Consider the following 23,664-nt stretch of genomic DNA (forward strand, 5'->3'; position numbering starts at 1 on the left):
CCATGGGCAAGGCCAAAGCTCCGCGCAGGCTTGCTGACAACGAAGCGCGCGCTGTACTGCGCACGATCCGTATCAGCCCGCAGAAGCTGAACCTCGTTGCCGCGCTGATCCGCGGCAAGAAGGTCGCCAGCGCGCTCTCCGATCTGGAGTTCTCGCAGAAGCGCATCTCCGGCACCGTCAAGAAGACGCTCGAGTCGGCGATCGCCAACGCGGAAAACAATCACGACCTGGACGTCGACGCACTGATCGTCGCCGAGGCCTATGTCGGCAAGTCGATCGTCATGAAGCGTTTCCACGCCCGTGGCCGCGGCCGTGCAAGCCGCGTTGAAAAGCCGTTCTCGCACCTCACGATCGTCGTTCGTGAAGTCGAAGAAAAAGGGGAGGCCGCATAATGGGTCAGAAAATCAATCCGATCGGCTTTCGTCTCGGCATCAACCGCACCTGGGACTCCCGCTGGTACGCAAACACCGGCGAGTACGCGAAGCTGCTGCACGAGGACATCAAGATCCGCGAGTATCTTGAGAAGGAACTCAAGCAGGCCGCGATCTCCAAGGTCGTCATCGAGCGTCCGCACAAGAAGTGCCGCGTCACCATCCACGCTGCCCGCCCTGGCCTGATCATCGGCAAGAAGGGTGCGGACATCGAGAAGCTTCGTCGCAAGCTGATGGAGATGACCAAGTCCGAGACGCACCTCAACATCGTCGAGGTTCGCAAGCCGGAGATCGACGCGACGCTGGTCGCCCAGTCGATCGCCCAGCAGCTCGAGCGCCGTATCGCGTTCCGCCGCGCCATGAAGCGTGCCGTTCAGTCGGCCATGCGCCTCGGCGCGGAAGGCATCCGCATCAACTGCTCGGGCCGTCTCGGCGGCGCTGAAATCGCGCGCATGGAATGGTACCGCGAAGGTCGCGTGCCGCTGCATACGCTGCGCGCCGACGTCGACTACGGCACGGCCGAAGCCAAGACTGCCTACGGCATTTGCGGCGTGAAGGTCTGGGTGTTCAAGGGCGAGATCCTCGAGCACGACCCGATGGCTTCCGAGCGCAAGGCGACCGAAGGCGATCATTCGCATGGTGGTGGCGATCGCGAACGCGGCCGTCGCCGCGAAAACGCCTGAGCCTAAAGGGAATTTGGAGTAAGAACGATGCTGCAGCCAAAGCGCACAAAGTTCCGCAAGCAGTTCAAGGGCCGCATCCATGGTCTCGCCAAGGGCGGCACCAACCTGGATTTCGGCGGCTACGGGCTGAAGGCATTGGAGCCTAACCGCGTTACCGCGCGTGAGATCGAGGCGGCCCGCCGCGCGATCACCCGCGAGATGAAGCGCGCCGGTCGCGTGTGGATCCGGATTTTCCCGGATGTGCCGGTGACCTCGAAGCCGACCGAAGTCCGCATGGGCAAGGGCAAGGGTGCCGTCGACTATTGGGCGGCGCGCATCAAGCCGGGCCGCATCATGTTCGAGATCGATGGTGTCAGCGAGGAAATCGCACGCGAGGCACTGCGCCTCGGTGCAGCCAAGCTGTCTGTCAGGACGCGCTTCGTTCAGCGCATCGCAGAATAGGAAGGGACGGCAATGAAAGCCTCCGACGTCAGGGCGAAGACCGCCGACCAGCTAAACGACGAACTGGCGAGCCTCAAGAAGGAGCAGTTCAACCTGCGCTTCCAGAAGGCGACCGGCCAGCTAGAGAAGACAGCGCGCGTGAAGATCGTCCGCAGGGACATCGCGCGCATCAAGACCATCGCCGCCGAAAAATCTTCGGCCAAGAAGGTATAAGGACAAGATCATGCCAAAGCGCATTCTGCAGGGCACTGTCGTCAGCGACAAGAACGAGATGACGGTTGTCGTCAAGGTCGAACGGCGCTTCACGCATCCCGTGATGAAGAAGGTCGTTCGCTCGACCAAGAAGTACAAGGCGCATGACGCCAACAATGCCTGCAAGGTGGGCGACCAGGTTTTCATCCAGGAGTCGGCTCCGATCTCCAAGGACAAGCGCTGGGTCGTCATTACCGAAGCGCAGGCGCAGTAAAGAAATTTTGGACAGAACCGGGAGAGGGCGACAGCCGCTCCCGTTGAATGAAGAAGGCGGTCTGTCATGATTCAGATGCAAACAAACCTCGACGTCGCGGACAACTCCGGCGCCCGTCGTGTCATGTGCATCAAGGTGCTGGGCGGCTCGAAGCGGAAATACGCTTCTGTTGGCGACATCATCGTGGTGTCGATCAAGGAAGCCATCCCGCGCGGCCGCGTCAAGAAGGGCGATGTGATGAAGGCGGTCGTGGTTCGCACGGCCAAGGACATCCGCCGCCCCGACGGCAGCGTGATCCGGTTCGACAAGAACGCGGCCGTGCTCGTCGACAACAAGAAAGATCCGGTCGGCACGCGTATCTTCGGCCCGGTTCCGCGCGAACTGCGCGCCAAGAACCACATGAAGATCATCTCGCTCGCGCCTGAAGTTTTGTAAGGACGGAACAATGCAGAAGATCAAAAAAGGCGACAACGTTGTTGTTCTGGCCGGCAAGGACAAGGGCCGCACCGGTGAAGTGCTGCGCGTCATGCCTAAGGACGACAAGGCTGTCGTCAGCGGCATAAACCAGGTTCGCCGCCACCAGAAGCAGTCCCAGTCCCAAGAGGGCGGGATCATCACCAAGGAAGCGCCGATTCACCTGTCGAACCTCGCGCTCGCCGATCCCAAGGATGGCAAGCCGACCCGCGTCGGTTTCCAGACCCAGAAGGACGGCACCAAGGTGCGCGTCGCCAAGCGCTCGGGAGAAGTCATCAATGGCTAAGGCAACTTATCAGCCGCGCCTCAAGCAGGTCTATAACGAGACCATTCGCAAGGCGCTGCTTGAACAGTTCAAATACGATAACGAGATGCAGGTTCCGCGTCTCGACAAGGTCGTGCTGAACATGGGCGTTGGCGAAGCAACCGCCGATTCCAAGAAGCCGTCGATTGCGGCCGAGGATCTGGCGCTCATCGCCGGCCAGAAGGCCGTGGTGACCCATGCGCGCAATTCGATCGCCGGCTTCAAGGTCCGCGAGAAGATGCCGATCGGCGCCAAGGTTACGCTTCGCAAGGAGCGCATGTACGAGTTCCTGGATCGCCTGGTGACGATCGCGCTGCCGCGCGTTCGCGACTTTCGCGGCCTGAACCCGAAGAGCTTCGATGGTCGTGGCAACTACGCCATGGGCATCAAGGAACACATCGTGTTTCCGGAGATCAACTACGACAAGGTTGATCAGATCTGGGGCATGGACATCATCGTTTGTACGACTGCGGAAACGGACGACGAGGCCCGGGCACTGCTCAAGGCTTTCAACTTCCCCTTCCGCCAGTAACGGCAGCGAGAAAAGGAAAAATCTGAAATGGCAAAGACCAGCTCAGTCGAGAAGAACAAGAAGCGCCGGCAGCTCGTCGCGCAGCATGCCGACAAGCGCAAGGCGCTGAAGGATTTGATCATGGATCAGTCGCAGCCGCTGGAAGAGCGCTTCCGCGCCCAGCTCAAGCTGGCCGCGATGCCGCGCAACGGCGCCAAGGTTCGCATCCGCAACCGCTGCCTGATCACCGGCCGTCCGCGCGCCGTCTATCGCAAGCTCGGCATGTCGCGCATCGCGCTGCGTGACCTCGGCAATTCCGGGGCCATTCCCGGTCTCGTCAAGTCCAGCTGGTAAGGAGGACATACGATGTCATTGAGTGATCCTCTCGGCGATATGCTGACCCGCATCCGCAACGCCTACGGCCGCAAGAAGACCACCGTGTCGACTCCGGCTTCCAGGCTGCGCGCCCGCGTCCTCGACGTGCTGAAGGCTGAAGGCTATATCCGCGACTACAGCCAGACCGATTTCGATAACGGCAAGTCCGAGATCAACATCGAGCTGAAGTATTTCGACGGCACCCCGGTGATCCGTGAAATCGCCCGCGTCTCGAAGCCCGGCCGCCGCGTTTACGTCTCGGCAAAGTCGATCCCGCATGTCGCCAACGGCCTCGGTATCGCCATCCTTTCGACGCCGAAGGGCGTCATGGCCGACCATGATGCTCGCGAGCAGAATGTCGGCGGCGAAATCCTCTGCCAGATTTTCTGATCCGGCAGGCCTGAAACAAGAAGAGTAACGAGGACAACAAAATGTCTCGTATTGGCAAGAAACCAGTTGCCCTGCCGCAGGGTGTGACCGCGACCGTCGACGGCCAGACCGTCACGGCCAAGGGCCCGAAGGGCGAACTGAAGTTCGTGGTCAACGAAGAAGTGCTGGTCAAGCTCGAGAACGGCGAGATCGCCGTTCAGCCGCGCGACCAGTCTAAGGTTGCCCGCTCCAAGTGGGGCATGTCGCGGACCCAGATCGAAAACATCATCCAGGGTGTGAAGGACGGCTTCGAAAAGAAGCTCGAGATCAACGGCGTCGGCTATCGCGCCGCCCTGCAGGGCAAGAACCTCCAGCTTTCTCTCGGCTTCAGCCACGAAGTCGTCTATGAGACGCCGCAGGGAATCACGATCACTGTTCCGAAGCCGACCGAAATCTCGGTGACCGGCATCGACAAGCAGCAGGTTGGCCAGGTGGCCGCCGAGATCCGCGAATACCGGCCGCCGGAGCCCTACAAGGGCAAGGGCGTGAAGTACGCAGGCGAGAAGATCGTCCGCAAGGAAGGCAAGAAGAAGTAGTTCTGGTGGTTGGTGGATGGTGAATGGCAAGAGGGCAGGGCAGGTTGCCGGTTCAGACCTCTTTCCATTCACCATTCGCCATCTACCGTATCGAAACGCCGCGGAATGTTGCCGCGGGAGGCCTTCAGGGCCTACCGCACAGGGCAGCGTCCGTCAGATGAAGGCAAGGAACGAATAAAATGGCTGCCAAGGAATCCACCCAGCGCCGCGCCCAGCGCGTCCGCCGCCAGATCAAGAAGGTTTCGGGCGATCGCCTGCGCCTGTCGGTCTTCCGCTCGTCGAAGAACATTCACGCGCAGATCATCGACGACTCCAAGGGTCACACCGTCGCTTCGGCCTCGACCCTGGAGAAGGACGTCAAGGGTTCGGTCAAGACCGGTGCCGACGTTGCGGCTGCTGCCGCTGTCGGCAAGCTGATCGCCGAGCGCGCCGTCAAGGCAGGCGTGAAGGATGTCGTGTTCGATCGCGGACCCTACATCTATCACGGCCGCGTCAAGGCGCTTGCCGAAGCTGCACGTGAGGCAGGCCTCACCTTCTAGTTTTTCGCTCCCGGTGACCCACAGAGGTGCCGGATATCATCAACAACCGTGCTTCCGGAAAAAAATAAGGAACAGGATATGGCACAAGAACGCAGGGACGGCGGCCGTGGCCGCGACCGCGAAGAGCGCGACAGCGAATTCGTCGACAAGCTCGTTCACATCAACCGCGTTGCAAAGGTCGTCAAGGGCGGCCGTCGCTTCGGCTTTGCAGCACTCGTCGTCGTCGGCGACCAGAAGGGCCGCGTCGGCTTTGGTCACGGCAAGGCGCGCGAAGTGCCTGAGGCGATCCGCAAGGCGACCGAATCCGCCAAGCGCGACCTGATCTTCGTGCCGCTGCGTTCGGGCCGCACGCTGCATCACGACGTCGAGGGACGCCACGGTGCCGGCAAGGTTCTGCTGCGCGCCGCCAAGGCCGGTACCGGCATCATCGCCGGTGGCCCGATGCGCGCCGTCTTCGAGACGCTCGGCATGCATGACGTCGTCGCCAAGTCGATGGGTTCCTCGAACCCGTACAACATGGTGCGTGCGACATTCGATGCGCTGAAGAGCCAGATGCATCCCAAGGATGTTGCGGCACAGCGCGGCATCAAGTACTCGACCCTTCAGGCACGCCGCGGTACCGCGGTTGCGGCCGAAGAATAGTCGACGCCAGAGGGATCAGTACCATGGCAAAGAAAGTTACCAAGACCGTGACCGTCGAGCAGATCGGCAGCCCGATCCGCCGTCCCAAGGAACAGCGCGCGACGCTGGTTGGTCTCGGCCTGAACAAGATGCACCGCCGCCGCACCCTGGAGGATACGCCTTCGGTTCGCGGCATGATCGCTGCCGTGCAGCACCTCGTCCGCGTCGTGGACGAGGCGTAAGCCGGAACGCGGGAGAAATATCATGAAACTCAACGACCTGCGTGACAACGAAGGCGCAACGCACTCCAAGAAGCGCGTCGGCCGTGGCATCGGTTCGGGCACCGGCAAGACCGGCGGCCGTGGCGTCAAGGGACAGAAGTCTCGTTCGGGCGTCGCCGTGAACGGCTTCGAGGGCGGCCAGATGCCGCTTTATCGTCGTCTGCCCAAGCGCGGCTTCAACAACATCTTCGCCAAGAGCTACAACACCGTTTCGATCGGTCGTGTTCAGACCGCGATCGACGCCAAGAAGCTCGACGCCAAGGAGACGGTGAACGCCGAGGCGCTGATCAAGGCCGGCGTCATCCGCCGCGCCAAGGACGGCGTGCGCCTGCTCGCCGACGGCGACTTGAAGGCGAAAGTGACATTCGACATTGCCGGCGCTTCCAAGTCGGCAATTGAAAAGGTCGAGAAGGCCGGGGGATCGGTTAAGCTGCCTGCCAAGGCAGAAGCAACCGAATAACGGGCTTCGTTCAAGCGGCGGTCGGGGATGGCCGCCGCTTGCAACTTTGCGGCCCGAAGCTTATCTCGTGGCTTCGGCGACACGCGCCGCCCCTCCGGGCCCATTCCAGCGTGACGAAGCGGAGAATTTTGCATGGCATCGGCTGCTGAACAACTTGCATCCAATCTGAATTTCGCAGCCTTCGCCAAGGCCGAGGATCTGAAGAAGCGTATCTGGTTCACACTGGGGGCGCTGCTCGTCTACCGGCTCGGCACCTACATCCCGCTTCCCGGTATCAATCCAGACGCTTTCGCCCAGGCCTTCCAGCAGCAGTCCGGCGGCGTGCTCGGCATGTTCAACATGTTTGCCGGCGGCGCCGTCGAGCGCATGGCGATCTTCGCGCTGGGCATCATGCCCTACATTTCCGCCTCCATCATCATGCAGCTCATGACGTCGGTCATTCCGTCGCTCGAGCAGCTGAAGAAGGAAGGCGAGCAGGGCCGCAAGGTCATCAACCAGTACACCCGCTACGGCACGGTGCTGCTTGGCGTCGTGCAGGCCTACGGCATCTCCGTCGGTCTCGAATCGGGCACCGGCATCGTCGCCGATCCCGGCATGTTCTTCCGGATCTCCTGCGTCATCACGCTGGTCGGCGGCACCATGTTCCTGATGTGGCTCGGCGAGCAGATCACCGCGCGCGGCATCGGCAACGGCATCTCGCTGATCATCTTCTCCGGCATCGTCGCCGGCCTGCCCAGCGCCATCGGTGGTACGCTGGAGCTCGGCCGCACCGGCGCGTTGTCGACCGGCCTGATCCTCGCGATCATGGTCCTGGCGGTGGTCGTCATCGGCCTGATCGTCTTCTTCGAGCGCGCCCAGCGCCGCCTGCTGATCCAGTATCCGAAGCGCCAGGTCGGCAACCGCATGTTCCAGGGCGACACCTCGCATCTGCCGCTGAAGCTCAACACGGCCGGCGTCATCCCTCCGATCTTCGCATCGTCGCTGCTGCTCCTGCCGGCCACCATCGCCGGCTTCTCGACCACCGGCTCGACGACGCTGCCGAACTGGGCCAACGCCATACTGGCCGCCCTCGGCCACGGCCAGCCGCTCTACATGGCCTTCTATGCCGCCATGATCGCCTTCTTCGCCTTCTTCTACACGGCGATCGTGTTCAATCCGACGGACACGGCTGACCAGCTGAAGAAGCATTCCGGCTTTATTCCGGGCTACCGTCCGGGCGAGCGCACTGCCGAATACATCGACTACGTGCTCACCCGCATCACCGTCATCGGCGCCGTCTACCTGGTGCTGGTCTGCCTGCTGCCCGAGTTCCTGATCTCGGCGACTGGCGTACCCTTCTACCTCGGTGGTACTTCGCTTCTGATCGTGGTCAGTGTTACGCTTGATACCGTTGCGCAGATTCAGGGGCACCTGATTGCTCACCAGTATGAAGGACTGATCAAGAAGTCGAAGCTACGCGGGGGCAAGAGGGGAAAATGAGATTGATTTTGCTTGGGCCGCCAGGGGCGGGCAAGGGGACGCAAGCACAGAGACTGGTAGAAACCCACGGCATTCCGCAGCTCTCCACCGGAGACATGCTGCGCGCCGCGGTCAAGGCGGAGACGGAAGTCGGCAAGCGCGCCAAGGCGGTGATGGATGCGGGCGAGCTCGTCTCTGACGCGATCGTCAACGCCATCGTTGCCGAGCGCATCGATCAGGCCGACTGCGCCAACGGGTTCATCCTCGACGGCTATCCGCGCACGCTGCAGCAGGCCGACTCGGTCGGCGAGATGCTGGCCGACCGTGGCATAGAGCTTGACGTCGTCATCGAACTGGTCGTCGACGACAAGGCGCTGGTCGGTCGCATCCTGAAGCGCGCCGAGGAGGCCAAGGCCGCCGGCGAGCCGGTGCGCAAGGACGACAATGCCGAGGTCTTCGACGAGCGGCTGCGCGAATACTACAAGAAGACGGCACCGCTGATCGGCTACTACTATGCCAAGGGACTGCTTCAGGGCGTCGACGGCATGGCCAGCATGGACGAGGTGACGAAGCAGATCGCAGCGGTGCTGGAGAAGACCGCCAAGAAAAGCTGAGACCCAGTGTTGACGGACATGCGGCGCTGGACTATAGCGGCGCATCTCCAGATCACGTGAGGCTGCCAGGTCCTAGAGGACGGGCGGCCTAATTGACTTGGAATACCCGCAAGGGCCGGCCTCCACCGGACGCGGGTCAATAACAACTGCCGGCAAGACCGGCCTACATGGAGAATGAAATGGCCCGCATAGCAGGCGTCAATATTCCGACCAACAAGCGCGTCGTCATCGCGCTCCAGTACATTCACGGCATCGGCAAGCGCTTCGCCCAGGAAATCGTCGACAAGGTCGGCATCCCGGCGGACCGTCGCGTCAACCAGCTGACCGACGCCGAAGTCCTGCAGATCCGCGAAGCGATCGACCGCGACTACCAGGTCGAGGGCGACCTGCGCCGTGAGACCTCGATGAACATCAAGCGCCTGATGGACCTTGGCTGCTACCGTGGCCTGCGCCATCGTCGCTCGCTGCCGGTTCGCGGCCAGCGCACGCACACCAACGCCCGCACCCGTAAGGGTCCGGCGAAGGCGATCGCAGGCAAGAAGAAGTAATTTGGCGAATGGTCGGCGGTGAATGGTGAATGGCAATCTGCCCATTCGCCATTTTACCGTTTCCCGTTCTCCGGTGGAGCCGCTGGCATTACGGCGGTGTAGAGATCAACTGAAAGGACTATCATGGCCAAGGAAGCCACACGCGTTCGTCGCCGCGAGCGCAAGAACATTTCGTCGGGCGTCGCTCATGTCAGCTCGACCTTCAACAACACGATGATCACCATCACCGACGCGCAGGGCAACACCATTGCCTGGTCGTCGGCCGGTTCGCAGGGCTTCAAGGGCTCGCGCAAGTCGACCCCCTTCGCCGCCCAGATGGCTGCCGAGGATGTCTGCAAGAAGGCCCAGGAGCACGGCATGCGCATGCTCGAGGTCGAGGTTTGCGGACCCGGCTCCGGCCGCGAGTCGGCGCTGCGCGCCCTGCAGGCCGGCGGCTTCACGATCACCTCGATCCGTGACGTCACGCCGATCCCGCACAATGGTTGCCGCCCGCGCAAGAAGCGCCGCGTCTAACCAATACGTTTCGAACAGCCGCGCGAGCGCATCTGCGCTCCTCCACGGCTTTCCATGTCGCCCGCCACGATTGGATGGTGGTGGGCCAACGGAAGGAAGTCCAAATGATCCAGAAAAACTGGCAGGAACTGATCAAGCCGAACAAGATCGAGTTCTCCTCCAAAAACAAGACCCTGACGACGCTCGTCGCCGAGCCGCTCGAGCGCGGCTTCGGCCTCACTCTCGGCAACGCGCTGCGCCGCGTGCTTCTGTCCTCGCTGCGCGGCGCTGCCGTGACGGCGGTGCAGATCGACGGCGTGCTGCATGAGTTCTCCTCGATCGCCGGTGTGCGCGAGGACGTCACCGACATCGTGCTCAACGTCAAGGAAATCGCCATCCGCATGGAAGGCGACGGACCCAAGCGCATGGTCGTGCGCAAGCAGGGCCCGGGCGCCGTGCTGGCCGGCGACATCCAGACCGTGGGCGACGTCGAGATCCTCAACCCCGACCACGTGATCTGCACGCTGGACGAGGGCGCCGAGATCCGCATGGAATTCACCGTCGACAGCGGCAAGGGCTACGTACCGGCCGACCGCAACCGCGCCGAAGACGCGCCGATCGGGCTCATCCCGGTCGACAGCCTCTACTCGCCGGTCAAGAAGGTCTCCTACAAGGTCGAGAACACCCGCGAGGGCCAGGTTCTCGACTATGACAAGCTGACCATGACCATCGAGACCAACGGCTCGGTCACCGGCGAAGACGCCGTGGCATTTGCCGCGCGCATCCTGCAGGACCAGCTCGGCCTGTTCGTCAACTTCGACGAGCCGCAGAAGGAAGTCGCCACCGAGGCGGTTACCGAATTGGCATTCAACCCGGCGCTGCTCAAGAAGGTCGACGAACTCGAGCTTTCGGTGCGTTCGGCCAACTGCCTGAAGAACGACAACATCGTCTACATCGGCGACCTGATCCAGAAGACGGAAGCAGAGATGCTGCGCACCCCGAACTTCGGACGCAAGTCGCTGAACGAGATCAAGGAAGTGCTCGCGGCAATGGGCCTGCACCTCGGCATGGAAGTTGCCGACTGGCCGCCGGAGAACATCGAAGATCTCGCCAAGCGTTACGAAGACCAGTACTAAAGCCTGACTAGAGCATGGTGCCAAGGACCGGGGTACCCGGTCCGACGGCCATGCGGAAAACCATCAGAGGCCGTGGCCTCTTGAACAACTGAAGAAGGATAAGAGCCATGCGCCACGGTTTCAAAGGCCGCCGTTTTGCCCGCAGTGTAAGTCACCGCAAGTCGATGTTTGCCAACCTCGCGGTTTCGCTGATCGAGCATGAACAGATCGTCACCACGCTGCCCAAGGCGAAGGACCTGCGTCCGATCGTCGAGAAGCTCGTCACGCTGGGCAAGCGCGGCGACCTGCACGCCCGCCGCCAGGTGATCGCGCAGATCGGCAACGAGGGCGTCGTCAAGCGCCTGTTCGAAACGATCGCACCGCGCTACGCCACCCGCAACGGTGGCTACCTGCGCATCATGAAGGCGGGTTTCCGCCCCGGTGACAATGCGGCGATGGCCGTGATCGAGTTCGTCGACCGCGACACCGCGGCCAAGGGCGCAGGCGACCGCGCCCGCCTCGAAGCCGAGGATGCCAACGGCGAGACCGAGGCTGCATAAGCTTTCGGCATCATCCATTTTTCCAAGGGGGCTTCGGCCCCCTTTTTATTTGCGTGGTTTTTGGTGGAATGGGCCGCGTCAGCGGTCGCGCCGAAGCCGAGCGTTGCCGCAGGCCATGAAGTCCAGGCGATACGATGCTGCCGGCTGCCGGGCAGAACCTGTGTGGCCTCAGCAGCCGATGATGTAGCGGCTGTATCGGCCGGTCGCCTGTTTCACCAGCACCACTATGGCCAGGCTGACGGCTATGACGACGGCGCTGTAGAGAGCGAGGTCGGCCATCGGCACGCCGATATGCGGCGACAGGGGTTCGGGCAGCCGCATCAGCACGGCGAGAACGATGCCATGCGTGAAGAACAGGCCGAAGCTGTGGTCGGCGATGAAGCTCAGCGGTCGCTGCAGCCAGCCGGCTGTGTGGGCAAGCACGCCGCACAAGAGCGCGATGCCGACATATTTCTGGAACAGCATGACGTCGAACCCGACCGGTCCCCAGCCCTGGCCGGGGAAGCGCTCGAGGTTGCCAGGGTCCTGGAGAACAAGCGCCTGCGATAGGCCGATGGCGAGGAGCAGCACGCCGAGTGCGGCAATGACGGCGGGGCGGGTGAGCACGGCCATTGCCGGCTTGCGGTACTCGCAGAACAGGATGCCGAAGAGGTAGAAATTGGCGAAATAGAAGAAGCACTGGACCGGGTTGAGGTTGTCGGCCGGGCGCACGACCCAGAGCGCCACGCCGACCGAGAGCGCCAGCACGGCAGCACGGCGGCCGCGGCTCAGTTCGATGAATCGGTCGAACAGCGGTGTGGCGAGGAACACCAGGAAGATGAAGGGGATGTACCAGTAGGCGGTGACCATGCGCCCGGTCGAGAACAGCACGATGAAATCGACGAAATAGCTAGCGCTGTAGGCGACGCCGTCCTTCACCGCCGTCACCGAAAAGTGGCCGAGCGACATCTCGGCGATGGCAAGCGGCGTGGCGAGGATCAGGTAGGGCAGCCCGACATAGAGCGCCTTCTTCTGCATGAACGCGCCATAGGAGGTTCGGCCATAGAAAACCTGGCGATAGAGATAGCCCGAGATGAAGACGAAATAGGCCGTGCCGCCGGTGATCAGCGCCGGAATGACATTCAGCCAGGTGACGCGGGCCTGCGGATCCTCGTCGACGAAATGCGTCCACGACACCGCGTAGCTGTGGCCGCAGACGATCAGCAGGATCGCCACGGCGCGGAAATACTCGATATAAGCGATGCGCTCGCGCGCCGGCTTTGCCAGCCCGGCTTCCGGGCGAGCGGCGTCACGCAGAGCAACCGGGCCGTCTTCCTGAACCGACGCGAACTCGCTCATGGCCTTGTCCGATGCGAATGGCTGTATAAGCAGGATATCTACCACCACTCCCTTGCCGGAGAAGTTAATTCCTACCAAAAGGTTAATGCTGCAGGCCGCCCCGCGTGGCAGGCGGCGGCGGGCCATTGATTTTGCACATTCATCGTGAAAATGGCATCGGTTCACCCACATTGAAGGGATTCGCAATGCGCGCGACACGCTTGGCTCTTGTTATCCTGGGACTATGGCTCGTTGGCGCACCCGCAACCGGCTTCGCCCAGGAAGGCGAGGGGCTGACGGACGTGCTGTCCGATCTGCTGCGGGGCACAGAGGACCCGGCAAGCGGCCCGGAGCGACGCGTGCCCTTCGGCCGCGAGGACATGCAGCTTTCCTTCGCGCCGCTGGTGCAGCAGACGGCGCCCGCCGTCGTCAACGTCTACGCCACCAAGAAGGCGCAGCAGGCACGCTCGCCCTTCGAGGGCGATCCCTTCTTCGAGCAGTTCTTCGGCCGTCAGATGAAGCGCCGGGCGCAGAATTCGCTGGGGTCGGGCGTGCTGGTCGATCCGAGCGGCGTCGTCGTCACCAACTTCCACGTCGTGCGCGGTGCCGACGAAGTGAAGGTGGCGCTTGCCGACGGCCGCGAGTTTGCCAGCAAGGTCCTCCTGAAGGACGAATCGCTCGACCTCGCCATTCTGAAGATCGATTCGCCGGAGCCGTTTCCGGTCGTGCCGTTCGGCGATTCCGATGCGCTGATGACCGGTGACCTTGTCCTGGCGATCGGCAATCCGTTCGGCGTCGGCCAGACGACCACCAGCGGCATCGTCTCGGCGCTGGCGCGCAGCCATGTCGGCGTGTCCGATTTCGGCTTCTTCATCCAGACCGACGCTGCCATCAACCCGGGCAATTCGGGCGGTGCGCTGATCAACATGGCCGGCCAGCTGGTCGGCATCAACACGGCCATCTTCAGCCGCAGCGGCGGCTCGATAGGCATCGGCTTCGCCATTCCCTCCAACATGGTGCGCGCTGTCGCCAAGGCAGCGGAAGGCGGCAGCGACTTCTTCGAGCGCCCCTATGTCGGCGCCGAGTTTGAGCCGGTGACCGCGCAGATCGCCGAGTCGCTCGGCATGTCGCGCCCGTCCGGCGCGCTCGTCTCCTCGGTGACGCCCGACGGCCCTTCCGACAAGGCCGGCCTGAAGCCCGGCGACGTTGTGCTGGCGCTGAACGGCGCGGCCATCGAACACGTCGACGCGCTCGGCTATCGGCTGGCCACCCAGGACATCGGCTCGGCTGCCGAGTTCGAGATCCTGAGCAATGGCGACGAACGCAAGGTCGAGGTCGAACTGATCCGCGCGCCGGAAGGCGAGAGCGGCGTGGAACTGACGATCGCCGGCCGCAGCCCCTTCGCCGGCGCCAAGGTGGCCGTGCTGTCGCCACGCCTGGCCCAGCGGCTCGGCCTGCGCTCCGACACTTCCGGCGTGAGCATCGTCGAGGTAGCCAAGGGTTCGCCGGCCGCCGGTGTCGGCCTGCGGCCCTCCGACATCGTGCGCGAGATCAACGGCGAGGAGATCGATACGCCCGACAAGCTGCGCCAGATGGCCGAGGCGCCGTCGCGCTGGTGGCGCTTCACCGTCGAGCGCGACGGCAAGCTGCTGCGCCAGATGCTGCGCTATTGAGCGGCGACTTGCATAGGCCGCAAGGCCGCGCAGGCGACAGCGGGGCGCGCTGATGACCGACCTCTTCGGTTCCGACGCACCACCAGACAAGCCTTCCGGCCAGCCCTCTGCCGGCGCGCCTCTTGCCGAACGGCTGCGGCCCAAGACGCTCGGCGAAGTGGTCGGGCAGGAGCACCTGACCGGCGAGGACGGCGCGCTGACGCGGCTGATCCGCTCGGGCTCGTTGGGCTCGATGATCTTCTGGGGACCGCCGGGAACGGGCAAGACGACGGTCGCGCGGCTGCTGGCTGGCGAGACCAGCCTTGCCTTCGAGCAGATATCTGCGGTGTTTTCGGGTGTCGCGGACCTGAAGAAGGTGTTCGAGAGCGCCAAACTGCGCCGCGCCAATGGCCGCCAGACGCTTTTGTTCGTTGACGAGATCCACCGCTTCAACCGCACCCAGCAGGACAGTTTCCTGCCGGTGATGGAAGACGGCACGGTGGTGCTGGTCGGCGCCACGACCGAAAACCCGTCCTTCGAGCTGAACGCCGCCCTTCTGTCGCGCGCCCGCGTGATGACGTTCCGCTCGCTCGGCCAGGAAAGCCTGGAGCGGCTGCTTGGCCGGGCCGAGGAGGTCGAGGGCAAGAGCCTGCCGCTCGACGAGCAGGCGAGGGCGATGCTGCTCGGCATGGCCGATGGCGACGGCCGCGCGACGCTGACGCTGGCCGAGGAGGTATGGCGGGCGGCACGGCCGGGCGAAACATTCGACGCCAAGGCCCTGCAGGAGATCGTGCAGCGCCGCGCGCCGATCTACGACAAGGGCCAGGACGGCCACTACAACCTGATTTCGGCCCTCCACAAGGCGGTGCGCGGCTCGGACCCGGACGCCGCGCTCTATTATCTCGCCCGTATGCTCGACGCCGGGGAAAACCCGCTCTATCTCGGTCGCCGGCTGGTGCGCATGGCGATGGAGGATATCGGCCTGGCCGATCCGCAGGCGCTGGTGATCGCCAATGCCGCCAAGGACGCTTACGACTATCTCGGCTCGCCGGAGGGCGAACTGGCCTTTGCCGAGGCGACCGTCTATCTGGCGACCGCGCCGAAATCGAATGCCGTCTACACCGCCTACAAGAGCGCCATGCGCGCCGCCAAGGAAAACGGCTCGCTGCTGCCGCCAAAGCACATCCTCAACGCGCCGACCAAGCTGATGAAGGATGAGAGCTACGGCGAGGGCTATCTCTACGACCACGACCAGCCGGATGCCTTTTCCGGCCAGGACTATTTTCCAGAGAAGATGGGCCGCCAGACCTTCTATGACCCGCCCGAGCGCGGCTTCGAGCGCGATATCCGCAAGCGGCTCGATTTCTGGGCGAAGATCAGGCGCGAGCGGAGCGGCAGGGGCTGATGTCGGACCGGCGCGGCGCTGTCGGCACAGATGCCGGTCGCTGCAAAAGCTGACAATTCTCGCGGCACGATTAGGCGAATTCGAAGAATTTTCTGCAACTCTCGGTCGCCATCACAAGGGGGTGCACGAGAGTGGCCGCTGAACCGATTGCGCTTTTGAAACAACGGACTGGAGACTGGTGGCAGGACGAGCGTCGCCACTGGTGCGCCTATTGCGGGATCAAGATGCGCCAATCGTCTGGCCATGCGACAGCGCCAACCGGCGCTACGGAAGATCATGTGATCCCGTTGGCTCACAATGGCGGATCGGTCACCATCCCAAGCTGCAGGGCATGCAATCACGCCAAGGCCAGCATGAGTTTGCCGCAGTTCCTGGTGTCGGACTATTTCCAGAAGGTGCGTGGCAACAGACACCGCAACCAGTGGTCGCTCAAGGACTTGTGGCTGGTCATGGCTCTCGCCGCTGTCGAGCGAGCGAAAAAGCTTGCTGACACGTGGCCTGACCTTAGCGAAGATTCGTCGATCCCGAAGAAGCGTGCAGTGGAAAAGACCAAGAGGGTGCCGCAGCCCGACACCTCAGGTTGACCGGCCCTGCTCAACTTTCCACGCCGCAGGCGCCGGCGCGCGTCTCCAGATGTGAGCCTGCGCCAGCGTCCTTTTGTCTATCCTTGCCCTGATTCCTGCATTGTGGCTCGCAAGAAGCCTTGGCGGATGCTATTGCGCCGGATTGAACGGACGGTAGAGCGATGGCAGGCGTAGAACAGATCAAGGTCGAGGACGGCGAAGCGGGCATGCGGCTCGACCGCTGGTTCAAGACGCGTTTCCCCGGACTGGGCTTCGGCCACCTGCAGAAGCTGCTGCGCTCGGGTCAGGTGCGCGTCGATGGCGGCCGAGTGAAGGCAGACTCGCGCGTTGAGCCCGGCATGATGGTGCGCATCCCGCCGATGGACGTCGACATGAAGGGCGCCGGCGGCCCGCTGACGGCCAAGTCGATCCGCGGTCAGGAAGATGGCGACGTGCTGCGCCAGATGTTGCTCTACGAGGACGACAAGGTGTTCGTCTTCAACAAGCCGGCAGGGCTGGCCGTGCAGGGCGGTTCTGGCGTCGTGCGCCACCTTGATGACATGCTGGAGGCCTGGCGCAACAAGAAGGGCGAGAAGCCGCGCCTTGTGCACCGGCTCGACCGCGACACCTCGGGCGTGCTGGTGGTTGCCCGCAGCCGCCTGGCGGCGATGAAGCTTGCCGAGGCGTTCCGGGCGCGCGAGACGGTCAAGACCTACTGGGCGCTGGTCAAGGGCGTGCCGCCGAAGCGCGAGGACAAGATCTCGACCTGGCTGATCAAGGAGCAGACGCCCGACGGCGACCGCATGCGGATTGCCAAGCACGGCGAAAAGGGCGCCGACCACGCGGTTTCCTACTACCGGATCATCGAGCAGGCTGCGCAGACCATGAGCTGGCTGGAAATGCAGCCCTATACCGGGCGCACCCACCAGCTGCGCGTCCATGCCGCCTATCTCGGCTGCCCGATCCTCGGCGACCCGAAATATTTCGAGGCCGACACCAACTGGGATTTCCCGGGCGGCATGCAGAACAAGCTGCATCTGCTGGCCCGGCGCATTGTCATTCCCCACCCGGACAAGGGGGTGATCGACGTGACGGCGCCGATGCCGGCCCATATGCGCCAGAGCTGGAACCTGATCGGCTTCGACGAGGCGAGCGGAGACGATCGGTGACCACAGCGTCCGCTGTCCAGCGGCGCGACGCGGTCGACACGCTGGCCGTGGCCGTCATGATCGGCCTGACGCTCTCTTGGGGCCTCAACGGCGTTGCCGCCAAGCTCTCCAATACCGGCTACAGCCCGGTCTTCCTGACGCTCGCCCGTTCCGTGGTGGGTGGCGGCATGGTGTTTCTGTGGTGCCGCTGGCGCAGCATACGGCTGTTCGAGCATGACGGCACGCTCTGGGTCGGCCTGCTTGCCGGCCTGCTGTTCACCCTGGAATTCCTGCTGATCTTTGTCGGGCTCGACTATACCTCGGCGGCACGCAGCACCCTTTTGGTCAATTCCATGCCGTTCTGGGTTCTGGTCGGCGGCCATTTCTTTCTCGGCGAGACCATCTCGCTGCGCAAATTCATCGGCCTTGCGCTGGCCTTCGCGGGATTGGTGCTGGTCTTTTCCGACAGGCTGAGCCGGCCGGGGCCCGAGGCGCTGATCGGCGACATGATGAGCCTGGCGGCCGGTCTTGCCTGGGCGGCGACGATCATGGTGATCAAGGGGACCAGGCTTGCCCATGCCGGCGCCGAGAAGCTGCTGCTTTACCAGCTTGGCGTCGCTGCTGCGGTGGCGGCACTGCTGTTGCCGGTCTCCGGGCCGGCCATCCGCGACGCCAACAGCGTTGCCACCTTGGCGCTGATCTTCCAGTCGGTCTACATCGTGGCGATCACCTATGTGCTCTGGTTCTGGCTGATGCGGCACTATCCGGCATCCGGGCTTGCCAGCTTCACCTTCCTGACGCCGGCCTTCGGCGTGCTGTTTGCCGGCCTGATCCTTGGCGAACCGCTGGGGCTGCTTATATTGATGTCGCTGGTGCTGATTGCCGCCGGGCTTGTCCTGGTCAACCGATCGCCCCGTCGACCAACCCCGATAGGCTTGTGATGCGCGATATTTTGAACGACCTCGAAGACGGCAAGCTGCTGTCGGATCCCGACCCGGTGCGCCGGGCGCAGATCCAGATGCGTACGCCGCTGCCGAAGCGCTTCTACAAGGAGGTGGCTGTGGCGCCTGATGGCGAGGCCTTTGCCGTGCATCTCGACGGCCGGCCGGTGCGTACGCCGGGCAAGGCGCTGCTGGCGCTGCCGACCGACAAGGCCGCTGGCCTCGTTGCCAATGAGTTCGCCGCACAGGGCGAGGTGATCGATCCGCCTTCCATGCCGGTCTATCGTCTCGTCAACACGGCCATAGACGGGGTCGCCACTGACCCGCAGGCGGTGCTTGAAGATATCTTGCGCTTTTCGGCCTCCGACCTGCTGTGCTATCGCGCGGGCCACCCGGACAGCCTGGTGCAGCGTCAGGCGGATGCCTGGGACCCGGTGATCGACTGGGCGGGCATGAAGCTCGGTGCGCGCTTCGTGCTGGCCGAAGGGGTGATCCATGTCGAGCAGCCGCGCGAGACGATCGGCGCCATCGGCGCGCATCTCAGCCAGCGTGCCGAGCCGCTGCGCCTGTCCGCGCTGCACCTGATGACCAATCTGACCGGATCGGCGCTTTTGGCGCTGGCCGTCGATTTCGGCCAACTCGACGCCGAAGCTGCCTGGAACGCCGCCCATGTGGACGAAGACTGGCAGGCCGAGCACTGGGGCCACGACGCGGAGGAGGTGGCGCGCCGCGCCGCCCGCAAGCGCGACATGCTGGGCGCGGTGGCGCTGCTCAACGCCATCCGCTAGCGGGTTTTGAGAGCTGCTTGAAGGCGCAAGGCGAGGGCGCAGATGCCCCGTTCGAGGCGACGCTTTGCGTGACGGTCGCGCGAAATTCCGCGCGCCGGGTGAACAGACGCCTCAGTGACCCTTCGAGGTCTCGGCTTCGCGTACTGCAGCCTCGTGGTACCAGCTGTCGACGATAACCCGGTTTTCCTCGGGGCGTACAGAAATGTTGGCTGCCGAGTGAATGTCAGTCCTGCTCCTGGCGAAACCTGATCGGCCACCAGCAGGGAAAGCCAAAATCTTTGCCGTCGGACGGCTGGAGTTCGTCTCCATTTCTTCTTCCTCCTTCTATGCTGCAGAGCAGCATCGGGAATCTAAGATCAATATAGGTTCTGCCCGCAATTTGCGCAATCTGCATTCGGAAAAAACAAGAAGTGACTTTTTTTTAGGCGATTTTGACTTGTGCCTGTTTGACGTCATTGCAGCTGTTGCAGGCACCCTTGCAGCCTTGTCGCGGCAAGGGGATTGAGAGGTGCAACGCGGGTGCCCGGGATTGGTTTCGCACCCGGGAAACTGCCGTGTCGAAGCGGGAAGGCGACAAAAAGCGCGCGATTGCGGACCGTGACGGCGATCGGTGCGCGAACTGGCATGCTTGTTGCGTTGCAATATGCACGACGGACAGCCGGTCTGCGTGCCGGCCTCCGTTCATCCAGGGACGCAAGCTCACAAGAGGAACGCGATGACTAAGTACAAGCTTGAGTACATTTGGCTCGATGGCTACACGCCGGTGCCGAACCTGCGTGGCAAGACGCAGATCAAGGAATTCGATCAGTTCCCGACTCTCGAGCAGCTCCCGCTGTGGGGTTTCGACGGCAGCTCGACGCTGCAGGCTGAAGGCAGCAATTCCGACTGCGTGCTGAAGCCGGTCCGCATCGTGCCCGACACGACGCGCAAGAACGGCGCGATCGTGCTCTGCGAGGTCATGATGCCCGATGGCGTGACGCCGCATCCTTCCAACAAGCGCGCCACCATCCTCGACGACGAAGGTGCATGGTTCGGCTTCGAGCAGGAGTACTTCTTCTACCAGGACGGCCGCCCGCTGGGCTTCCCTGCCGCCGGCTTCCCGGCGCCGCAGGGCCCGTACTACACCGGCGTCGGCTACGCCAAGGTCGGCGACGTCGCCCGCAAGATCGTCGAGGAGCATCTCGACCTCTGCCTCGACGCCGGCATCAACCACGAAGGCATCAACGCCGAGGTGGCCAAGGGCCAGTGGGAATTCCAGATCTTCGGCAAGGGCTCCAAGAAGGCCGCCGACGAGATGTGGATCGCCCGCTACCTGCTTGAGCGCCTGACCGAAAAATACGGCATCGACATCGAGTATCACTGCAAGCCGCTCGGCGACACCGACTGGAACGGCTCGGGCATGCACGCCAACTTCTCGACGACCTATATGCGCGAAGTCGGCGGCAAGGCCTATTTCGAGGCGCTGATGGCAGCCTTCGACAAGAACCTGCACGACCACATCGCCGTCTATGGTCCGGACAACGACAAGCGCCTGACCGGCAAGCACGAGACCGCGCCCTGGAACAGGTTCAGCTACGGCGTGGCCGATCGCGGCGCCTCGATCCGCGTGCCGCACAGTTTCGCCAGGAACGACTACAAGGGCTATCTCGAGGATCGTCGTCCGAACTCGCAGGGCGACCCCTACCAGATTGCCTCGCAGATCCTGAAGACCATTTCGGAGGTGCCTACCGGCGCCGCATCGAAGGTTTCGGCAGCAGCCTGACGCTTCGGCCGACCGGCCAGTCAAAAGCCCGGTGCTCGATCAGAGCGCCGGGCCTTCTTTTGTATCGGGACGAGGCTGGTCTTGCCGCCTGCGGGGCCGCAGCCGGTCAGAAGACCTGGTAGAGGAACTGTGCGATGTCGCTTTCGAGCGGAAATGACAGCATGCCCATGACGCTGTAGCCCAGCAGCCAGGGCATCGCGTAAAAGCGGAACATGTAGAAGAACCAGGCGACGAAGAGTGGCCGGAGCGGTTCGATCAGGAAGCTCGGGGTGATCGGCCCGAAGAGCCGCATCAGCGGGTTCGTCGCGAAGACGAAGAACCGCATGAAGAAGAACTCGGAATCCTCGGGCAGGAAGATCGACATCGCGGCGCGACCGATGAGCGTCCACATGATGACGCCGAGCACGTAGTCCAGCACGATTACCCACAAGGGGTGGATGAAGATCAGGTCTTCCAACGGATGCAGTCTCCAAAAAAGGAGGGCGGGACCAGGTCCCGCCCTCTCATTGCTTTAAAGGCTGTCAGTGGCCGGTGGCAAGGATGGTCGCACCCGTGGGGATACGAACCTCGTCCACCATGTCCTGCACTTCCTTGCTCGGGGCAGGGGTGAGCAGGCTGACGACGACCATGCAGACCAGGCTGACCGGCATGCCAATGATGCCGAAGCGGATGTGGTCGATGCCGAACCATGGGTCCATCAGGCCGTTGTAGACCATGTAGAGGTACCACGAACCGACGACGAAACCGCCGACCATGCCGGCAACGGCGCCGGCCGAGTTGGCTCGTTTCCACCACACGCCGAGTACCAGCGGGAAGAACAGGCCGGAACAGGCGAAGTCGAACGCCCATGCCACGGCACCTAGAATTCCCGTCAGTTTCAGCGATGCGACCAGTGCGCCTGCTGCACCGATGAAGAGCAGAAGCACGCGAGCCACGATGAGACGGCGGCGCGTGTCTGCCTTCGGGTCGATGATCTTGTAGTAGAGATCATGCGACAGCGCATTGGCGATGGCGAGCAGCAGTCCGTCTGCGGTCGACATGGCGGCAGCAAGGCCACCGGCAGCCACGAGGCCGGAAATCACGTAGGGCAAGCCTGCGATTTCTGGTGTGGCGAGCACGACGATGTCGGGCCGCATGAAGAACTCGTTCAGCTGAACGATGCCGTCGCCGTTCTGGTCGGCCACGGCGAGCATGCCCACCGAAGACCAGTGCTTCACCCATTCGAGGTTTGAAACGTCCTCGAAAGCCTTGCCGATGACCGAAGTCGCCAGCGTCGGATCCAGAAGCTGCAGCTTCGTCAGCGTTGCCAGGGCCGGCGCCGAGAAGTAGAGCAGGAAGATGAAGGTAAGCGACCAGCCGACCGAACGGCGAGCCGAGCGGACGGAAGGCGTGGTGAAGTACCGCATCAGGATATGCGGCAGCGAGGCGGTGCCTGCCATCATGCAGATGGCGAGCGAGACCATTGCCCAGCCCTGACCCGCAGGCGCGTTGGCCGGCGTGGTGAGGACGGATACGCCCGGAATTGCCTCAAGTGCCGGCTTCAGCCCGTACTGCGCCTCCAGCTCTGCAATGCGCTGCACTGCGTCGCCGTAGGAGAAGTGCGGAATGATGCCGAAACCCTGCTTGTTGGACATCCAGATGATCGGCACCAGGTAGGCGATGATCAGCACGATGTACTGCGCCACCTGAGTCCAGGTCACGCCGCGCATGCCGCCGAGCATCGAGCAGATGAAGATGCCGAGCAGGCCGAGCCAGACGCCGAGTTCGAACGGAATGCCGAGCGTCTGCGCGGCGATCGTTCCGGTGGCGTTGATCTGGGCCGTCACATAGGTGAACGACGCAACCACAAGAATGATAACGGCGCAAAGGCGGGCCGTGTTGCCGCCATAGCGCGTACCGATGAAGTCCGGCACCGTGTAGCAGCCGAACTTGCGCAGATAGGGCGCAAGCAGCGAATTGACCAGCACGTAGCCGCCCGTCCAGCCGACGATGAATCCGAGATACGGATAACCGCCGAAATAGACGCCGCCGGCCAGCGCGACGAAGGATGCGCCGGACATCCAGTCCGCCGCCGTCGCCATGCCGTTATAGAGTGCCGGAACCTCGCGGCCCGCCACGTAGTAGGCGTCGACTTCCGCTGTGCGCGAGAGCCAGCCGATGATCGCATAGATGGCAATGGTGAAGAGCAGGAAGCCGACGCCGATCGCCTGCGCCCCCATGCCCATTTTTTCGAGCACCGCCATGAATGCGAAGAATGCGAGAAAGCCCAGCGTATAAAGTGCATAGACCTTTCCGAGATTGTCGATGAAGCGGGCTTTGCCCGCGGTTTCGGTAGCCATTGTCGCCCCCCTCAGTCGCCAACGCCGAATTCGTCGTCAATTGCGTCCTGGCGCCAGTTCTGGACCCAGATCATTGCGACGAATGCGATAAGCGATCCCTGGACGCACATGTAGTAGCCCAAGGGAAAGCCAAGAAAAGAGATGGAATTAAGAGAGCTGGCCATAAAGGGAATGATGATGGCGAAGACCACCCACAGGATCATGATGACCGTGTTGAGGTTTCTTGTCTTCTCCCAATGACGTTCCCTGGAGCCAGCGTCGTTGCTGGACATGTCGATTTCCCTCCCCAATAGTATGCCAGCGGAATGCCGACATCATTGACACGGGGACTCCCGCGAGAGAATCACCGCAGCTTTGATGATTACAGAGAGAAGTCAGGCACCGAAATGATTCTATCGTAGCATTCCAACC

Annotated in this window: 34 protein-coding genes; 29 read left to right on the forward strand and 5 right to left on the reverse strand. The window is 63.0% G+C overall.

The window, feature by feature from the left end; translation table 11 throughout:
• Positions 1–2 precede the first annotated feature (2 nt).
• The 21 genes from rplV to rplQ all read left to right on the forward strand — a co-directional run bounded on the left by rplV (position 3) and on the right by rplQ (position 11,338).
• Positions 3–392, forward strand: coding sequence for a 50S ribosomal protein L22 (rplV, locus tag ACT2BZ_RS18010; RefSeq protein WP_457936576.1), 390 nt, complete (start codon positions 3–5; stop codon positions 390–392).
• A complete protein-coding gene (gene rpsC, locus ACT2BZ_RS18015; protein ID WP_457936578.1) occupies positions 392–1,114 on the forward strand; it encodes a 30S ribosomal protein S3 in 723 nt (240 codons plus the stop codon). The genes rplV and rpsC overlap by 1 nt, the downstream gene beginning before the upstream one ends.
• Positions 1,115–1,141: 27 nt before the next feature.
• Entirely contained in the window at positions 1,142–1,555 is a 414-nt protein-coding gene (gene rplP, locus ACT2BZ_RS18020) for a 50S ribosomal protein L16 (RefSeq protein WP_457936579.1), read from the forward strand.
• Positions 1,556–1,567: 12 nt separating this feature from the next.
• Positions 1,568–1,768, forward strand: a complete 201-nt coding sequence (gene rpmC / locus ACT2BZ_RS18025) for a 50S ribosomal protein L29 (protein WP_457936581.1) — start codon at positions 1,568–1,570, stop codon at positions 1,766–1,768.
• A 10-nt stretch (positions 1,769–1,778) separates the two neighbouring features.
• Positions 1,779–2,021, forward strand: coding sequence for a 30S ribosomal protein S17 (gene rpsQ, locus ACT2BZ_RS18030; protein ID WP_457936582.1), 243 nt, complete (start codon positions 1,779–1,781; stop codon positions 2,019–2,021).
• Positions 2,022–2,087: 66 nt separating this feature from the next.
• Positions 2,088–2,456: a 50S ribosomal protein L14 gene (gene rplN, locus ACT2BZ_RS18035; protein ID WP_457936584.1), complete on the forward strand. Its 369-nt coding sequence runs from the start codon at positions 2,088–2,090 to the stop codon at positions 2,454–2,456.
• Positions 2,457–2,466: 10 nt separating this feature from the next.
• Positions 2,467–2,781 (forward strand): 50S ribosomal protein L24, encoded by a 315-nt coding sequence (gene rplX, locus ACT2BZ_RS18040; protein ID WP_457936585.1) that lies wholly within the window; start codon positions 2,467–2,469, stop codon positions 2,779–2,781.
• Positions 2,774–3,331, forward strand: coding sequence for a 50S ribosomal protein L5 (gene rplE / locus ACT2BZ_RS18045; RefSeq protein WP_457936586.1), 558 nt, complete (start codon positions 2,774–2,776; stop codon positions 3,329–3,331). Before rplX ends, rplE begins: the two co-directional genes overlap by 8 nt.
• Positions 3,332–3,358: 27 nt before the next feature.
• Positions 3,359–3,664 (forward strand): 30S ribosomal protein S14, encoded by a 306-nt coding sequence (gene rpsN / locus ACT2BZ_RS18050; RefSeq protein WP_457936587.1) that lies wholly within the window; start codon positions 3,359–3,361, stop codon positions 3,662–3,664.
• Positions 3,665–3,676: 12 nt separating this feature from the next.
• Entirely contained in the window at positions 3,677–4,075 is a 399-nt protein-coding gene (rpsH, locus tag ACT2BZ_RS18055; protein ID WP_457936588.1) for a 30S ribosomal protein S8, read from the forward strand.
• A 41-nt stretch (positions 4,076–4,116) separates the two neighbouring features.
• Positions 4,117–4,650, forward strand: a complete 534-nt coding sequence (rplF, locus tag ACT2BZ_RS18060; protein ID WP_457936589.1) for a 50S ribosomal protein L6 — start codon at positions 4,117–4,119, stop codon at positions 4,648–4,650.
• A 179-nt stretch (positions 4,651–4,829) separates the two neighbouring features.
• On the forward strand, positions 4,830–5,189 hold the full coding sequence (gene rplR, locus ACT2BZ_RS18065) for a 50S ribosomal protein L18 (RefSeq protein ID WP_457936590.1): 360 nt from the start codon (positions 4,830–4,832) through the stop codon (positions 5,187–5,189).
• 78 nt (positions 5,190–5,267) lie between these two features.
• Positions 5,268–5,831, forward strand: a complete 564-nt coding sequence (gene rpsE, locus ACT2BZ_RS18070) for a 30S ribosomal protein S5 (protein ID WP_457936591.1) — start codon at positions 5,268–5,270, stop codon at positions 5,829–5,831.
• A 23-nt stretch (positions 5,832–5,854) separates the two neighbouring features.
• Positions 5,855–6,052: a 50S ribosomal protein L30 gene (gene rpmD / locus ACT2BZ_RS18075; RefSeq protein WP_457936592.1), complete on the forward strand. Its 198-nt coding sequence runs from the start codon at positions 5,855–5,857 to the stop codon at positions 6,050–6,052.
• Between the two features lie 22 nt (positions 6,053–6,074).
• On the forward strand, positions 6,075–6,551 hold the full coding sequence (rplO, locus tag ACT2BZ_RS18080) for a 50S ribosomal protein L15 (RefSeq protein WP_457936594.1): 477 nt from the start codon (positions 6,075–6,077) through the stop codon (positions 6,549–6,551).
• Positions 6,552–6,683: 132 nt separating this feature from the next.
• Positions 6,684–8,030, forward strand: coding sequence for a preprotein translocase subunit SecY (secY, locus tag ACT2BZ_RS18085; RefSeq protein ID WP_457936596.1), 1,347 nt, complete (start codon positions 6,684–6,686; stop codon positions 8,028–8,030).
• Entirely contained in the window at positions 8,027–8,623 is a 597-nt protein-coding gene (locus ACT2BZ_RS18090; protein ID WP_457936598.1) for an adenylate kinase, read from the forward strand. Before secY ends, ACT2BZ_RS18090 begins: the two co-directional genes overlap by 4 nt.
• A 179-nt stretch (positions 8,624–8,802) precedes the next feature.
• Complete coding sequence (rpsM, locus tag ACT2BZ_RS18095) at positions 8,803–9,171, forward strand: 30S ribosomal protein S13 (protein ID WP_457936599.1); 369 nt, start codon at positions 8,803–8,805, stop codon at positions 9,169–9,171.
• A 123-nt stretch (positions 9,172–9,294) separates the two neighbouring features.
• The gene (rpsK, locus tag ACT2BZ_RS18100; protein WP_457936600.1) at positions 9,295–9,684 is read left to right on the forward strand and encodes a 30S ribosomal protein S11; all 390 of its coding nucleotides are present in this window, start codon (positions 9,295–9,297) and stop codon (positions 9,682–9,684) included.
• A gap of 104 nt (positions 9,685–9,788) precedes the next feature.
• Positions 9,789–10,799: a DNA-directed RNA polymerase subunit alpha gene (locus ACT2BZ_RS18105; RefSeq protein WP_457936602.1), complete on the forward strand. Its 1,011-nt coding sequence runs from the start codon at positions 9,789–9,791 to the stop codon at positions 10,797–10,799.
• A gap of 107 nt (positions 10,800–10,906) precedes the next feature.
• Positions 10,907–11,338 (forward strand): 50S ribosomal protein L17, encoded by a 432-nt coding sequence (rplQ, locus tag ACT2BZ_RS18110; RefSeq protein WP_457936604.1) that lies wholly within the window; start codon positions 10,907–10,909, stop codon positions 11,336–11,338.
• A gap of 168 nt (positions 11,339–11,506) precedes the next feature.
• Here rplQ and ACT2BZ_RS18115 read toward each other — a convergent pair whose 3' ends face one another.
• Positions 11,507–12,676, reverse strand: coding sequence for an acyltransferase family protein (locus ACT2BZ_RS18115; RefSeq protein WP_457936606.1), 1,170 nt, complete (start codon positions 12,674–12,676; stop codon positions 11,507–11,509).
• Positions 12,677–12,861: 185 nt separating this feature from the next.
• Here ACT2BZ_RS18115 and ACT2BZ_RS18120 point away from each other — a divergent pair, with 185 nt between their 5' ends.
• The 6 genes from ACT2BZ_RS18120 to ACT2BZ_RS18145 all read left to right on the forward strand — a co-directional run bounded on the left by ACT2BZ_RS18120 (position 12,862) and on the right by ACT2BZ_RS18145 (position 19,152).
• On the forward strand, positions 12,862–14,328 hold the full coding sequence (locus ACT2BZ_RS18120; RefSeq protein WP_457936608.1) for a DegQ family serine endoprotease: 1,467 nt from the start codon (positions 12,862–12,864) through the stop codon (positions 14,326–14,328).
• Between the two features lie 52 nt (positions 14,329–14,380).
• Complete coding sequence (locus ACT2BZ_RS18125) at positions 14,381–15,712, forward strand: replication-associated recombination protein A (protein ID WP_457936610.1); 1,332 nt, start codon at positions 14,381–14,383, stop codon at positions 15,710–15,712.
• Positions 15,713–15,843: 131 nt separating this feature from the next.
• Positions 15,844–16,296 (forward strand): hypothetical protein, encoded by a 453-nt coding sequence (locus ACT2BZ_RS18130; RefSeq protein ID WP_457936612.1) that lies wholly within the window; start codon positions 15,844–15,846, stop codon positions 16,294–16,296.
• Positions 16,297–16,457: 161 nt separating this feature from the next.
• Positions 16,458–17,444, forward strand: a complete 987-nt coding sequence (locus ACT2BZ_RS18135; RefSeq protein WP_457936614.1) for an RluA family pseudouridine synthase — start codon at positions 16,458–16,460, stop codon at positions 17,442–17,444.
• Positions 17,441–18,364 (forward strand): DMT family transporter, encoded by a 924-nt coding sequence (locus ACT2BZ_RS18140; protein WP_457936616.1) that lies wholly within the window; start codon positions 17,441–17,443, stop codon positions 18,362–18,364. The genes ACT2BZ_RS18135 and ACT2BZ_RS18140 overlap by 4 nt, the downstream gene beginning before the upstream one ends.
• The gene (locus ACT2BZ_RS18145) at positions 18,364–19,152 is read left to right on the forward strand and encodes an ATP12 family chaperone protein (protein ID WP_457936618.1); all 789 of its coding nucleotides are present in this window, start codon (positions 18,364–18,366) and stop codon (positions 19,150–19,152) included. Before ACT2BZ_RS18140 ends, ACT2BZ_RS18145 begins: the two co-directional genes overlap by 1 nt.
• A 111-nt stretch (positions 19,153–19,263) precedes the next feature.
• Here ACT2BZ_RS18145 and ACT2BZ_RS18150 read toward each other — a convergent pair whose 3' ends face one another.
• Positions 19,264–19,461: a DUF2735 domain-containing protein gene (locus ACT2BZ_RS18150; protein ID WP_457936619.1), complete on the reverse strand. Its 198-nt coding sequence runs from the start codon at positions 19,459–19,461 to the stop codon at positions 19,264–19,266.
• On the opposite strand from ACT2BZ_RS18150, the gene ACT2BZ_RS18155 reads away from it, so the two are divergent.
• Positions 19,373–19,657, forward strand: coding sequence for a hypothetical protein (locus ACT2BZ_RS18155; RefSeq protein ID WP_457941455.1), 285 nt, complete (start codon positions 19,373–19,375; stop codon positions 19,655–19,657). The two genes, ACT2BZ_RS18150 and ACT2BZ_RS18155, sit on opposite strands and share 89 nt — an antisense overlap.
• Positions 19,658–19,867: 210 nt before the next feature.
• Positions 19,868–20,914: a glutamine synthetase beta-grasp domain-containing protein gene (locus tag ACT2BZ_RS18160; RefSeq protein ID WP_457936621.1), complete on the forward strand. Its 1,047-nt coding sequence runs from the start codon at positions 19,868–19,870 to the stop codon at positions 20,912–20,914.
• Between the two features lie 106 nt (positions 20,915–21,020).
• Here the strand turns inward: ACT2BZ_RS18160 and ACT2BZ_RS18165 are convergent, their stop codons facing one another.
• The 3 genes from ACT2BZ_RS18165 to ACT2BZ_RS18175 all read right to left on the reverse strand — a co-directional run bounded on the left by ACT2BZ_RS18165 (position 21,021) and on the right by ACT2BZ_RS18175 (position 23,525).
• On the reverse strand, positions 21,021–21,371 hold the full coding sequence (locus tag ACT2BZ_RS18165; RefSeq protein ID WP_457936623.1) for a hypothetical protein: 351 nt from the start codon (positions 21,369–21,371) through the stop codon (positions 21,021–21,023).
• A gap of 64 nt (positions 21,372–21,435) precedes the next feature.
• Positions 21,436–23,253: a sodium:solute symporter family protein gene (locus ACT2BZ_RS18170; RefSeq protein ID WP_457936625.1), complete on the reverse strand. Its 1,818-nt coding sequence runs from the start codon at positions 23,251–23,253 to the stop codon at positions 21,436–21,438.
• A gap of 11 nt (positions 23,254–23,264) precedes the next feature.
• Complete coding sequence (locus ACT2BZ_RS18175; RefSeq protein ID WP_457936627.1) at positions 23,265–23,525, reverse strand: DUF4212 domain-containing protein; 261 nt, start codon at positions 23,523–23,525, stop codon at positions 23,265–23,267.
• Between the last annotated feature and the right edge of the window lie 139 nt (positions 23,526–23,664).

This window comes from Mesorhizobium sp. 10J20-29 (assembly GCF_054130485.1).